We start from the raw sequence: 13,196 nt of genomic DNA on the forward strand, positions 1-13,196 counted from the left end.
CATTATTAAATGTTTCCACGCAATATCTATAAAATTTTTCCGACAGGGCTCTCACGGTTAAAAGGACACCAGCTTACCTTAGAATTTCTTCTGGACTCGGTTATCGGAACAATATGTCTTTTCTAAACGACTCTGAACACCTAGCGCTAATACCCCAAGTATAAGCCACAGCCAAAAGTAAAGCATTAAGACAAACGGTTAGTTAAACCCGCCACATGCATATAATTTAACTGCCAAAAAAACTTATTATGCGTGTAAAACCATTCAGATAAATCTATTTTATGCTAAATGCGTCAAAATTTTTAAATAATAAATTTGTTTTTATTTATAACAATCGGTTAACTTAAGGTAAATAAATTGGCATTAGCGTGGATAACCTTACTCTAGCATTTCATTTTCGGTTGCCACAAAGCATCTGAAAGGAATACGTCATGAGCTTGTTCGACATTGTCATTAAGCCGTTTCAATCCCATAATCGCTACCAGCTTGCTGTACAAGGTTGCCAGACCCACTTAGACGTTGAGCACTTCACGGGACGTGAAGCCATTAGTGAAACTTATCGTTATCAGATTACCTTTACCTCCCCAAACAAAAACCAGCAAGCGCAACAATTTCTACGCCGCAGTGCTGATTTTACCTTTTCATCGCCTACCCTGCCATTGGCTATGCTGAACACATTGAATGAGCCGCAAAAACGTGTTCATGGCGTGATCACCCACTTCAAGCGGCTGTCTGGCTCCGCTGATGAAACACAATACCAAATTGTGATAGAACCGTTTGTCTCCTTATTACGCCACCAAATGCGCACTCACCGCTTCTTCTTAAATAAATCCGTGCCAGACGTCATTGACCTCATCTTACGTGAACATGACATGAAAGGCTGGGAATTTGAGTTTCATTTGCAGCGCCAATACCCCAAGCGAGAGCAAATTAACCAAATCAATGAGAGTGATTGGCAGTTTATTGAACGCCTGCTAAGTGAAGTGGGGATTTTCTATTCGTTCAGTTTGCAACCGGATACCAAAACCGAAGTTATTCATTTTGGGGATAGCCAACGAGCCTATGTGTATGACCTCAAGCTACCTCTCAATAGCCCATCAGGGATGAATGACGAGGGTGTAGAAAGTGTCTGGGGGTTATCACTACGTCATCAAGTGGTTGAGCGCAGTGTCACCACCAAAGATTACAATCACCGCCAAGCGATGCAAACTCTGCAATCGATTGAAACGGATATGACTCGAGGTGAGGGAGAGGACATCCACTACGGCGATGTCTACCATTATAAACCTCGTCACCTTGAGCGCGGTGAGAAGTACCAACCTGAAACGGAAACCGCTCACTTTTGGTCACGCCTTGACCATGAACGCTTTTTGGTTCGTCAAACTCAACTGTACGGTAAAAGTAATTCACCGATGCTAACGCCGCTATTGGTGCTCAAAATTACCGATAACCAACTGCCTTCAACATTACCGTCTGACTTTCAATCTGAAATCCTCCTGAGCCGCCTGCGATTTTCAGGTAGCCGCAGCAGTGCCTTAGTCGTGCAGTTTGAAGCAACGTCGTACACCGAAGCTTTGTGCTGGCGACCAGCTCTTAAACCTCGCCCCGTGATTGCAGGTACGTTAATGGCGCGGATTACTAGCGCCAAGCCACATGATATCTATGCCCATCAAAATGAACATGGATTTTATTGGGTTAAATTCGATGCCGACCGTGATGAAAAGCCCACTGGGTATGAAAGCATGCCTGTGCGGCTGGCGAAACCCTACGCAGGCGATACCTACGGCATGCACTTCCCCTTAATCCAAGGGACAGAAGTTGCCATTGGGTTCCATCAGGGCGACCCGGATAGGCCGTATATCGCCCATGCGTTGCATGACTCGCATCGTCCCGACCACATCACCGACAAAAATAATACCCGCAATGTCATTCGTACTCCGGCAAATAATAAGCTACGCATGGAAGACAAACGCGGGGAAGAACACATCAAATTCAGCACCGAATACGGGGGGAAATCGCAACTCAATTTAGGGCATCTGGTTAATCAAGGGCGTGAAAAGCGCGGTGATGGCTTTGAGCTGCGAACCGACAGCTGGGGCGCTATTCGAGCAGGAAAAGGGCTGTTTATCAGCACAGATTTACGCACGAAAGCCTCGTCTGAACAACTGGATATGCGCGAAGCCAAGCAACAGCTTGATGATGCGCTGAATTTAGTCAGTTCGCTACGCGAAGCGGCAGAGGTGGCAAAAGCCGAACTAGCAGATTTAAAAGCGCAACAAACGTTACTGACTCAATCTATTGATAAATTGCAGCAAGCGGCGTTATTACTCAGCGCCCCTGCAGGTATTGCTCTCACCTCCCCGAAAACGGTGCAGGCTCACAGCGGTGAAAACATTACCCTGACGGCCAATAAACAGACTGATATCTCGGTAGGTAAAAAAATCACCTTAGCGGCAGGTCAAGCGATTAGTTTGTTTGCCCATACTTTGGGTATAAAAGCCTTCGCGGCTAAAGGCAAGGTGGAAATCCAAGCGCAAAGCGATGAAATGCACCTCACCTCACTCAAAGACATGACCATCACCAGCACGGGCGGTAAAACTGTCGTCGCCGCTAAAGATGAGTTATTGCTGACCTGCGGTGGTGCTTATATTCGCTTGAAGGGCGGGCAGATTGAGTACGGCAGCCCCAGCAACCAAACGGTGAAAGCCACCAATTGGGTAGTTGAAGGTCCTGCATCTATGGATGTGACCCATCCGCAATTTCCACAATCGATGCCAAAACAAACCTTGCGTTTTCAACTGAGTTCGTCGCCGCAAAGCCCGATGAAGGCGCGTGCGTTTGAGCCGTATACTTTATATGGTAATGGAGCGCTATTAGCGAAAGGATTCACCGATGAAAATGGAAATATTCAGATTGAACATGATACGTCCATAGAAAAATATCGAGTAGAGTTATTGGACGGTGAAAAATTCACCATCAATCTTTTAAAAGCAGACTCAGAAAACACTCAAGAAGATGAGGCTTCAAGGGAAGGATTTCGTGCTCTCAAACCAATGCCGGGCATGGAAGGCAAAAAACTTTCAGGTATGACACATAGAGATATTTTCAAAAAATTATTGATGAGTGAATCACTGAAAGATAACCAAGAGGAAAAATAGTCATGAGCGATGCAACGGAACAAACCATCAATCTCGTGTTAGGGGAAAATGATAGTGCAATACTGACATCTCAATGGTTTATCAGTGGTAAATATGCACCTGTTGCTGCAGGTTTTGCCCCTTTAATTAATGGTGAACGTGCTTTTGCCACAATAGCTAAAGCGATTGAACAGGCACAAAAAAGTATTGATATTATTACATGGGGATTTCAATCATCCATGTATTTTACTCGGGGGAGTAAAGACGAAGCCAAAAGAGTGGGAGATCTACTTGTTGAAGCGGCAGATCGCGGTGTTAAGGTGCGTATATTAGTCTGGTATACATTAGGGGGGGATAGTCAAGATCCTAACTTTCCGGGATGGAAAGCTACTCCTAAAAACTTTGGTTATGGTAATTTTGCTGTTTATACACCAGCTACGCCTGCTGTTTACAGTGCTTCCGGTAACCAGTTACCATACCAAACACCTGAAGATTATGAATATGACTGTCAGTGGCATTGGGAGATTTCAATCAAGAAAAGAGGAAAAGGGAATATCCTTGTCAGACATCGAGAATTAAATTGGACCAATGATATTCAAGAAGCGACTGAACGACAAACAAGCCATCACGTAAAAGAATATGGCGATATTGGTTATATTCAAGGGCGGCTACTTGCTTTATACCCAACTCACCATCAAAAAGTGATTCTGGTTGATTATGAAGTGCCAGATGATGCTGTCGGATTTGTCATGGGGCACAATTCCCTCTCCACCTATTGGGATAAGGATTCTCATTCTGAACACCAGTTTTCAGCAGCTATTGGTCGAGATGCTGATACCGCATGGCAAGATAACTCATCATGTGTTTGTGGTGCCGTTTTGGCGCATATCAATCACAATTTTGTCGAAGCATGGGAAAAAAATGTTGGGGAAGATGCTGAACTGAGCCTACGGTCATCTTTTACCGAGGAAGACCATCAATTCACCCAACAGCGAATGGATAAAATTAATAACAGATTGATTCATTCAGTTACTGTAGGTGGAATGATCCCACTAAAAAAAGTGATGGCTCAAATTTGTCGTACTCAACCTCAGTATAATGAATTTGATGTTTTACGCTTATATAAGCATACGTTAGTAAGGGCAAGGAAATATATTTACATTGAAAACCAATATTTTCGTTATCCTCCTTTTGTAAAGCTATTACAAGAAGCGGTCAATGAGCGAGTTAAAAAAGGCTATGATATAGAACAAAACCCACTCTATCTCTTTGTTGTCACTAATAGCTCTAATGATGCAGCGATACATTCCGGAAGTTATCAAACGTATAAAATGATTGAAGCGTTACAACGACCAGACATGGTGCCTAATTATCATCGTAAAGAGCATAAATTGGGTGATGAGGAACCAATAGCCGCAGGTTCGATTCCCGGAATAAAATCGCATATTTGCACATTGGTTTCACCTGATTCAACAACACCGCATTGGAAATCTGTTTATGTTCATAGCAAAGTGCTAATGATTGATGACACTTTTATGACATTAGGCTCTAGTAATGTGAATTTACGCAGTATGTTATTTGACAGCGAATTTAATATCGCCATTCAAGATACTGATGTGACAAATATTATACCGCCTATCCGACAGCATTTATGGAAAATGCATACAAAACGGGCTAGTGATGATTTTAAAAAAGAATTTAAACATTGGAAAGAAATCATTAAAAGAAATAAAGAGCTTAGAAATAGTGAAATACCAACCACACCTTCTGCATCGTTAATTGAGTTTTTTGATGGAAATAAAAAATGGGATAACAAGGACTAGTTATGGAATTTAAAAAAATACTTTTAAGTTTAATGGTGATTTTTTTTCCATTGTTGGCAGGATGTGAACAAAAGGAAGTAAATAAAATGAATGATACCTTAAAAAATTTTCAATTTACCTGTGTACAAGAAAAAGACAGTTTTCCACCATTAGATCCCGAAGCTGATGCTTGGTTTAAAGAAGCACGTCGCTTAGAAATTAAAAAAGGTCCTAAAGATTTTGGTCATATTGCTACATTGTATCGTCAAGCGGCTGAAAAAAAACATTACAAAGCTATAGGTAACTTACAGAATATGATAGCAACAGGTCAAGCTGAACCTATGATAGATAAAAAACGCTCTGAAGAGGTGATTGATTTAGTTGAGCAACTGATACAAATGGATATTCCCTTTGGTTATTACATTATGGGGACTTATCTCCAAAGAGGTTTCGGAGTAAAACAAGACTCAGATGCAGCGATGCGTTATTTTTTAAAAGCCGCAATAATGGGGAATCCAGAAGGACAACTTGCCATTTCGGAGCAATTCCTTAATGCAAGAACTCCGTTGTATCGTTTGGACTTAGGCAGAAAACTACTCGATTGTGCGGCTAAACAAGGTAATACAGACGCAGCTTATTCTCTTGCGATGAATTATGAAGTTCGTGATAAAAATTATAGTCAGGCACTGAAATACTATCAATTAGCTATCCGATATGGTAGCGATCAATCAGCTTATAAGTTATCTGAAAGTTTTAACACATCAGACCCTAAGAATGAAATATACTATATGGAACAACATGTTGATCCTGAAAGGGTTCGTCGTTATAAATTGATAGAAAAAGAGCTTTCACTTAATCCTAGAGCCAAATTCCCCGATATTGATAAAATCGTTCCTCTTCCACCTGCTGAACTCCCTGAATGGGATGGCACGTTTGAATATAAAAAACAGGCAGAGGGGCAATAACCAAGATGAATCTCTCTTTTTTATTTCATCATCAATCTGTTGCTCGTCGCATATTTAAATGCAGTGCATTGATTTGTAGCATGTTGGTGCTGAGCGCTTGCAACCCGATGGATAAAAAGGAAAAGTTGCCGATTCAAAAAACTGAACCCGATTTAACCTTCACCTGTGTGTATGAAAAAGACACTTTGCCCCCCGTTGATCCTGAAGCCGATGTTTGGTTCAAACAGGCGCGAGAACTTGAAAAGGTCAATAAATCTCAACGCGATTATGTCAAGATTGGTGAGCTATACCGTAAAGCCGCAGAACGTAATCACCCCAAGGCCATGTTGAATCTCAGTAACTTAATCAGTTATGGAAAAGTCCCCCCGATTGAAGGTAAAGGCCCAGCACAAGAAGTGTGGGATATTATCCGAAAAATGGCTAAATTAAACATCAGTTATGGTTATTACCAAATGGGACATTATCTCGATACGGGTTATGGCGTAGCTGCTGATCGTACAAAAGCGTTAGCCTATTTTCGTCAAGCGGCAGATTTAGGTAATCCAGAAGCGCAGTATTTCATTGGTGATATTTTTATATCACAGCGAGTTTCAGATAGCGATAATCCAGCTTATCATCCCGATATTGGTAAAAAAATGCTTACTTGTGCCGCGCAACAAGGACATGGTGAAGCCAGTTATAACTTAGCTGCATACTCAAGAGATGTAGAAAAAAATATTGATAATACTTTAAAGTTTTTTCAAATTTCCGCAAGGAACGGGTATCGAATGGGGGCTTCTATGCTAAGTAAAGCATTTTCTCCAAATTCAACACCTAAAGATTATTATTATTTACCAATTAAACCTGATGCAGTTCGTTCAACACGTTATGAAGCAATTGTCAGCGAAATTGACGCTTCTGACGAAACAGCTAAATTCCCCGATATCGATAAAATCGTTCCCCTCCCTCCCGCCGAATTACCGGAATGGGATGGCACCTTTGAATATAAAAAACAACAGGATAACCAATAAAAGGATCTTAACATGCGCACACTTGTTCGATTAGGTGACAAAACTACTCATGGCGGTGAAGTGATCTCCGCGTCTGGTTCGGTGATGTACGGCAAACCGATAGCTTTAGTGGGAGATAAAGTCAATTGCCCTAAAAAAGGGCACGGCGTTAATGCGATTTTACCCGGCTCTACGCGCATTACGATATCGGGTCGTCAAGCGGCACTGAATGGTTTTCAAACTGAATGCGGTTGTACGCTCATTGCTAGTCTATCATCGTCTGGCGAACAATCATGATGAACTGGAGAGTCCCACAATTAGAGCACCCGCCTGCCCCCAAGTCTCCTCGATTATTGCTTTGGTTATTCATTATGGTGATTGTTGGTGCAATCGGATTTGGACTGAGTCTTTATTTATCCACAAATGAAATGCTATCACCAACTACTAGCAATACAATGTTGATGATTGTATTCGTCATTTGCCCTACGCTGTTGGTGGGGTTTATTCGATTTTTTATTTATTCACTGGCATCTTATCGCCATCAGCAGTTTACCAATATGTTAGATGACGCCCACAATGAGTGGCGTTATTGGGCGGGTCAGCACATTGGATTATTAACGCATTCACGATTAACTCAAATCGATGAAGAGAAAAAAGAAAGTGTTCCTTTATCTTCATTACCAATCAATAAAGATAATATATTGACACTAAACGCCTTGAAATCGCTTTCTTCATGGAAAAAGCAAGAAATAATAATACAAAAATTGCTTGCACCCATTGCTGAATATTACCATCAACATTCTCTCTCCCAACCTATTACCCTATATTGGCAAGCTGAAGATAATGAGCCTAATTGGCAGGAACTGATTGAGCAGGAAGCTGCTCGCCTATCATTGCCACTTGAATCTGTTGAAATATTACCATACATGTCTCTCAGTGAATGGCTATTGGCACTGTATGAAAACTCCTTTGAACCTAAGTTATACGCTATTTTAGCATTTCAATTAGACTCAACGGCGAGTGAAGAAGCCGCGAGTCTATTACTCGCCCCTCAAGGATTCTACGAGAGTCTAAGAGCACCTATCAAAGCGAAGCTATTACGCCCGATATCCACCGAGGTAAAATCCTTCGATGATGCATTGAAAGCACAATGTGAATTTCAATTACCGGGTCACCAATTAAATTCAGTGTGGCATAGCGGGGTCACAGATAAAAACAAAAACCAATGTATTGAAAGCTATGTACAACAAGATATTCATTGTCTCTTAAACCAATTTTATAATGCCGATGCCTTTTTCGGTACGAGTGGGATTGCTCGGCATAGCACAATCTTGTCATTGGTCAGCGATAATCACGAAAACCAACTAATTGTATGCCAAGAAAACGATAACTTATTGTTACAACAAGTAATATGTTAATAAATGAATAAGAGGTGCCTGTTATGAGTGATAAAATTATTCATGCCATTGAGTGCTAGGCTAACCACCCTACATGGTTTAGTTCCCACCCTATTGGATGCCAATACAAAAACAAATAAAAGCCAATACATTTATTTGGATCATAATACAGGTATAGTCAACCTATCCAAAAATAAGACTGGCGTTCTGGTAATTTCTAGGGAAGACGAAACGGATCGGATTATGTCTACTGAAGAAGTCAGCGTGGATGTATTGAATTAGATAACTTGAGTCATTCTGACCCAAAATCAGGTAAAAACAAAAAGGAGTTAGATGATTAACATCTAACTCCTTGATAAATATGGTGGCCCCTACTGGACTTGAACCAGTGACCAATCGATTATGAGTACGTTCCTTACCCTTTATAAATCAATAAATTACATATTTATCAAAAAGATAGGAAACGATGACTGATGGTTATTTAGGAGGGTTCTGGTTCTCTGCCGCCAGTTTGTCGCCAATCTTATGTAATGATCTATCCATTCACTTTGGATGTGATTTTTTTTTCACAACAGTCTTTTACGCGCTCATCTATGATAGATATTATATCAATTATCTTTTTTAAATCATGTAAGAACATATCCACATGAACTTGAATTTGAGCTTTAATTCTACCTCCATCACCTAAAATATGTTCTAACTTGATATTTTTACTTATCGGACTTTCTAACATAGAACGATGATTCGACTGCGAGTCCGAACCATCATCAAAATAAATTCCTAATCTCATACATATAAACATATAATTACTGTCAATTTTACTGAGATTCTCACCTATTTTATTCAAAATATTAGGAATTTCATTTTCTTCACAGCTATCATTAACTCTATCAATATCCACTTCAATTTCATTTCTAATTTTAATCATACTAAAAATTTTTGAATTCAATTCCTTAACTACTTTTTTATCTAGATGCAAATCAGTATCTTTAATATGAAAAAAAAGGAGTATGACAGTATCGGTGGATGCTAATTTTCTTCCGTTTAAAAAAGTAACCTTACTTAACCTTTCATTTGTAAAATTATATTTCGAAAAAACGAGGTCTACTTTATTCTTTTTTTCTGTTTCCGTAATTTGCTTCGCAGTTTGAATCGTTCTATGGGTATTTGCTACAAATGCCGCTAAAATAGGTGCTGATGCCAAAATATATAATGGTAATGCACTGACTTTCAAAAACTCGCTATACCCATCCTTTGATATATCAATTGAATACCCCCACCAAATAGGAATTCCAAAATATAAAAAAGATAATATTGGAATAATCAAGGCAGCCCAAAATAATTTTTGTTTATCTAAGCTTTTTTCAGTTAATCGAAAGTATCCTCTGTAACAATACATACAGAAAAAAATAAAAAATAAGATAGAAAAGTAAGCTACTATATACATTCTATATATCCAACTTCACCAAAGGATTATAAACCAGTGCATCATTAAGATGATCTGGGGCAAAATGGGCATACCGCATTGTCATTTTGATGTCAGTATGGCCAAGGATTCTTTGTAATACTAAAATATTCCCACCGGACATCATAAAGTGAGATGCAAAGGTGTGGCGTAAAACATGTGACGATTGGCGTTCTGGTAACTCAATACCTGTGCGTTTTAAGGCTGAACGAAATGCAGAATAACAGGATTTAAATAACCGCTTGGAACCTTTCACTTTCGGTAATTCTGCAATTAATTCTTCACTAATAGGAATAGAACGGTTGCGCTTCCCTTTTGTCTTGGTAAAAGTCACCGTATTATTTCGAATCTGTATGGCGGTTAGGTTCTCCGCCTCCGACCATCTTGCCCCTGTTGCCAAGCAAATTTTAACGACATGAATTAAATCAGCCGATGAGCTATTTTCACACTCAGTCAATAACAGCTTAATTTCATCATCCGTTAAAAATGCCATTTCTTGTTCGTCAGTTTTATAAGAGCGAACTTTAACTAATGGGTGCTCTAAGCCCCACTCATCAAGGCGAATCAACTCATTAAACATGGCTCTAAAATACGCCAGCTCTAAATTGACGGTACGGGGTGTGACTGTTTTTAAACGTTCAGTACGGGTTATTTCACCGCTTAAACGCTTTTCACGATATACCGAAAACATTTTGGCATTAAATTCAGTGGCTAACGGGTCGCCCATTGCATCACAAGCAAAAATCATTAGTGACTGACGTTTCTCACCATCCCCTAACGTCACACCATGCGCACGATACCAGGTATCCACTAATTCAGTTAATTTGCGCCTATCCTGCTTTTCACCTAGCCACGGCTTATCTTCTGTTTGCTCAACGATATGGCGCTCATAGGCTATGGCTTCACCTTTTGTGGTGAATAACTTTCTTATTCGTCTGCCTGTTCGGCCGTTAGGATATAACTCAACTTGCCAACGACCGTCAGGTTGTTTTCTAATGGCCATTTAAAATAAATTGCCCTGTTTAATCGGTGGCAGTAGTAGCTCAGGATCAATACCCTCTGCATCACCAATAAGAAAAGGGCTATCCGAAAAATGCCTAGATTTATTTTTCTTTACCGAATCAAGATTATATGTCGCATAACAATACGTACAATTATGTAGGCATGTATTATACTCGCCTATATCAATGCTTTTCACGCAGCCACACGCTTCTCGCTGCCCTGCATCTTTTTTAGCCGAAATATCAATATTAAAAACTGATTTCAATAATCTATCATCAATACATTTCCCATGTTGAACCCCTAGATAACTTAAATCTATAGACTCAGCACAAGTTTCTATCATCATTCCTCTATCACGTGCTATTTCAACCATGAATTTTACTAGTTCATTCATAGTTGTTTCTTCATTCAAAATATCCACATACTGAAAATTTTCAATTAAGCTAAGGTTTTTTATGGTTTTTTTATAAAAGTCAGCAAAACTAATAACAACTTTATTGGTTTTTCCCGCTAAACTATCAGCTATTTTAGTGAACAGTCTTTTATGCTCATTTAGAGTTAATATGTTGGATATTAAAATCGGATCATAGCGCCAAATAACCTTTTCTTTACCGATTAGGTCACTCAACTCAATAAAATTTTCAATCGTCTTATATGGGCTTTTAACATTTTTTTCAATTGTCTTTGGATACCCTGTTATTGTGTATTGAAAGTAATATTTATACTCCCTCAATGCATCCAAATTTTTCATCAACATCGATGCGTTTCTAGTCCAAAAAACGAATGCATCAACATCTTCAGGTAACAAAGAAACTCTGGTAATCCTCCTGTTAAAAGGATTACGAATTAAAACAAAACCTGCCCTTAATCTATTTAAAAACCATGGGGTATAAAAGGCTGGAATATCAGTTCGTCTACTAGCACTAATGATCATAACTAATCCTTTTTATAAATAAAAAAATTAAACCCCATTTTATTAGTATCAATTTTTGATATTGGATTATAAACAACCATACAATTTTCACACTCTTGCTTTGGAGTGAATACTTTAGTAGCACATGAAATAGGTCGAGTCATGAAATTATTTGAAGCTTCGTAAAAAGACCCCCCAATAAAATACCATGTTGTTTCATATGTTTGTGGTTCATCTATTTCATCTTTTAGCTCACATATTGTTGACAAAGAAAACCCATTATCAATCATTCTATTATGGAACTTCCTATATGACATAGAATAATAATAATTCTCTCTAGATATGAGTATGTAATATGAAGAGCGACCGCTTTTATTTAATAAATCAGCAAGATTAACTAATGCATTATCAATATCTAAATTTGATACTGATTTTGGAAAAATAATAGCATCAACATTGCTTAAATCATTTAAGTCAACATTTAGTATTGATTTTTGTATACGTGAAAAATTATCATCTTTCTCTGGAAATAATGTATCATCCCATTTATTAATATCTAGCCCTTTATAATTAAACGTTATATTTCTAAAGTTATCTTTTATAGCATAATAATCCGTTGCTGCGCCGCAACCTAAAGAAATAAAATTTAAGTGTATAACTTTCTTCTCTAAGATATACATGTAAAAACAATGAGATAGCATACAGTATTCAGCATAATATGCAGGAAAATATCTCATTGTGTAGATACTTTGGTATATAGGATCACTATAATCTGTTGATGATGGCTGTGTTGAATAATGGTCACACCACTTTGCAGTATGCTGACTTAGATAGTTCTCATTTTTTTCCAGTGTTTCATCAATAGACTCTTTACTTATAATAAAATCTGTAGTTTCCATCTCAATAATCCTCAATCCCTTTAACAACACGCCCAATAATTTCTAAGTCTTTCAATTCACAATCAAACGCCATGCCTACACCCGAAACACGGACACGCTGCATAGGCATTCGGGTTAATTCTCTAATACTAACTTTACCATCGATTTTCACTAGCCATTTGCCGTCGTAGACCTCCCCGAATTGGCGATCCACGATGTAATAATCTTGGCCATCTTGAACCATAATAGGCTCTTTAGGGAATGGAACGCCCTGCTTGAACAGCACCTTATCAAACATGGCCATGCCAGCATTGAATTGCTCGCCATCGATAATTTTAAATTTTGGCAGGCGTAAAACGTCTAATTCTTCATCATCAAACATTTTGCCTTGGCCTGTTGCCAACCATTCTAAGTTAGCCCCTGTCTCAGCGACACAACGCACAACCAGATCAGCTGGAAAGTTATCTCTCTTGTATCTACCTGCAAGACTACTTGAAGCCATTTCAAAGTGCTGTGCGAGCATCAGCTTAGAGCTGAAGCCATAAGCTTCAATGATACGATCAAGAACTGGCGCGCTTTCGCCAAACATCTCTAAATGAAATTTTCCCATAGCCATTCCGTCAAATTCGCTAAAAACTACAATTAATT

Annotated in this window: 11 protein-coding genes; 6 read left to right on the plus strand and 5 right to left on the minus strand. The window is 39.0% G+C overall.

Annotation, left to right across the window (positions count from 1 at the left end; translation table 11 throughout):
• Positions 1-431 precede the first annotated feature (431 nt).
• From ABE954_RS17905 to ABE954_RS17930, 6 genes are read left to right on the plus strand one after another with little or no spacing between them, the layout of a single operon-like run.
• Positions 432-3,158 (plus strand): DUF2345 domain-containing protein, encoded by a 2,727-nt coding sequence (locus ABE954_RS17905; RefSeq protein WP_371025643.1) that lies wholly within the window; start codon positions 432-434, stop codon positions 3,156-3,158.
• 2 nt (positions 3,159-3,160) lie between these two features.
• On the plus strand, positions 3,161-4,960 hold the full coding sequence (locus ABE954_RS17910; RefSeq protein WP_371025644.1) for a phosphatidylserine/phosphatidylglycerophosphate/cardiolipin synthase family protein: 1,800 nt from the start codon (positions 3,161-3,163) through the stop codon (positions 4,958-4,960).
• Positions 4,961-4,962: 2 nt separating this feature from the next.
• Positions 4,963-5,904 carry a DUF6396 domain-containing protein gene (locus ABE954_RS17915; RefSeq protein WP_371025645.1) on the plus strand — a complete coding sequence of 314 codons (942 nt, stop codon included), beginning with the start codon at positions 4,963-4,965 and terminating at the stop codon, positions 5,902-5,904.
• 5 nt (positions 5,905-5,909) lie between these two features.
• The gene (locus tag ABE954_RS17920) at positions 5,910-6,914 is read left to right on the plus strand and encodes a DUF6396 domain-containing protein (RefSeq protein ID WP_371025646.1); all 1,005 of its coding nucleotides are present in this window, start codon (positions 5,910-5,912) and stop codon (positions 6,912-6,914) included.
• Between the two features lie 12 nt (positions 6,915-6,926).
• Positions 6,927-7,190 (plus strand): PAAR domain-containing protein, encoded by a 264-nt coding sequence (locus ABE954_RS17925; RefSeq protein ID WP_131680186.1) that lies wholly within the window; start codon positions 6,927-6,929, stop codon positions 7,188-7,190.
• Positions 7,187-8,311, plus strand: a complete 1,125-nt coding sequence (locus tag ABE954_RS17930; RefSeq protein WP_131680185.1) for a hypothetical protein — start codon at positions 7,187-7,189, stop codon at positions 8,309-8,311. Before ABE954_RS17925 ends, ABE954_RS17930 begins: the two co-directional genes overlap by 4 nt.
• A gap of 514 nt (positions 8,312-8,825) precedes the next feature.
• Here ABE954_RS17930 and ABE954_RS17935 read toward each other — a convergent pair.
• From ABE954_RS17935 to ABE954_RS17955, 5 genes are read right to left on the minus strand one after another with little or no spacing between them, the layout of a single operon-like run.
• A complete protein-coding gene (locus ABE954_RS17935; RefSeq protein ID WP_371025647.1) occupies positions 8,826-9,737 on the minus strand; it encodes a hypothetical protein in 912 nt (303 codons plus the stop codon).
• Position 9,738: 1 nt separating this feature from the next.
• The gene (locus ABE954_RS17940; protein ID WP_272682398.1) at positions 9,739-10,758 is read right to left on the minus strand and encodes a tyrosine-type recombinase/integrase; all 1,020 of its coding nucleotides are present in this window, start codon (positions 10,756-10,758) and stop codon (positions 9,739-9,741) included.
• Positions 10,759-11,691 carry a DUF1848 domain-containing protein gene (locus ABE954_RS17945; RefSeq protein WP_110731708.1) on the minus strand — a complete coding sequence of 311 codons (933 nt, stop codon included), beginning with the start codon at positions 11,689-11,691 and terminating at the stop codon, positions 10,759-10,761.
• 2 nt (positions 11,692-11,693) lie between these two features.
• Positions 11,694-12,569, minus strand: coding sequence for a hypothetical protein (locus ABE954_RS17950; RefSeq protein WP_110731707.1), 876 nt, complete (start codon positions 12,567-12,569; stop codon positions 11,694-11,696).
• 1 nt (position 12,570) lies between these two features.
• On the minus strand, positions 12,571-13,158 hold the full coding sequence (locus ABE954_RS17955) for a phage repressor protein CI (protein WP_110731706.1): 588 nt from the start codon (positions 13,156-13,158) through the stop codon (positions 12,571-12,573).
• Between the last annotated feature and the right edge of the window lie 38 nt (positions 13,159-13,196).

This window comes from Providencia sp. TYF-12 (genome assembly GCF_041344805.1).
Classification (GTDB): Bacteria; Pseudomonadota; Gammaproteobacteria; order Enterobacterales; family Enterobacteriaceae; genus Providencia; species Providencia huashanensis.

What these genes read in the sequence shown, in the direction of transcription:
- ABE954_RS17905 (WP_371025643.1), top strand. Translation starts at nt 432, where the DNA reads ATGAGCTTGTTCGACATTGTCATTAAGCCGTTTCAATCCCATAATCGC.
- ABE954_RS17910 (WP_371025644.1), top strand. Translation starts at nt 3,161, where the DNA reads ATGAGCGATGCAACGGAACAAACCATCAATCTCGTGTTAGGGGAAAAT.
- ABE954_RS17915 (WP_371025645.1), top strand. Translation starts at nt 4,963, where the DNA reads ATGGAATTTAAAAAAATACTTTTAAGTTTAATGGTGATTTTTTTTCCA.
- ABE954_RS17920 (WP_371025646.1), top strand. Translation starts at nt 5,910, where the DNA reads ATGAATCTCTCTTTTTTATTTCATCATCAATCTGTTGCTCGTCGCATA.
- ABE954_RS17925 (WP_131680186.1), top strand. Translation starts at nt 6,927, where the DNA reads ATGCGCACACTTGTTCGATTAGGTGACAAAACTACTCATGGCGGTGAA.
- ABE954_RS17930 (WP_131680185.1), top strand. Translation starts at nt 7,187, where the DNA reads ATGATGAACTGGAGAGTCCCACAATTAGAGCACCCGCCTGCCCCCAAG.
- ABE954_RS17935 (WP_371025647.1), bottom strand. Translation starts at nt 9,737, where the DNA reads ATGTATATAGTAGCTTACTTTTCTATCTTATTTTTTATTTTTTTCTGT.
- ABE954_RS17940 (WP_272682398.1), bottom strand. Translation starts at nt 10,758, where the DNA reads ATGGCCATTAGAAAACAACCTGACGGTCGTTGGCAAGTTGAGTTATAT.
- ABE954_RS17945 (WP_110731708.1), bottom strand. Translation starts at nt 11,691, where the DNA reads ATGATCATTAGTGCTAGTAGACGAACTGATATTCCAGCCTTTTATACC.
- ABE954_RS17950 (WP_110731707.1), bottom strand. Translation starts at nt 12,569, where the DNA reads ATGGAAACTACAGATTTTATTATAAGTAAAGAGTCTATTGATGAAACA.
- ABE954_RS17955 (WP_110731706.1), bottom strand. Translation starts at nt 13,158, where the DNA reads ATGGGAAAATTTCATTTAGAGATGTTTGGCGAAAGCGCGCCAGTTCTT.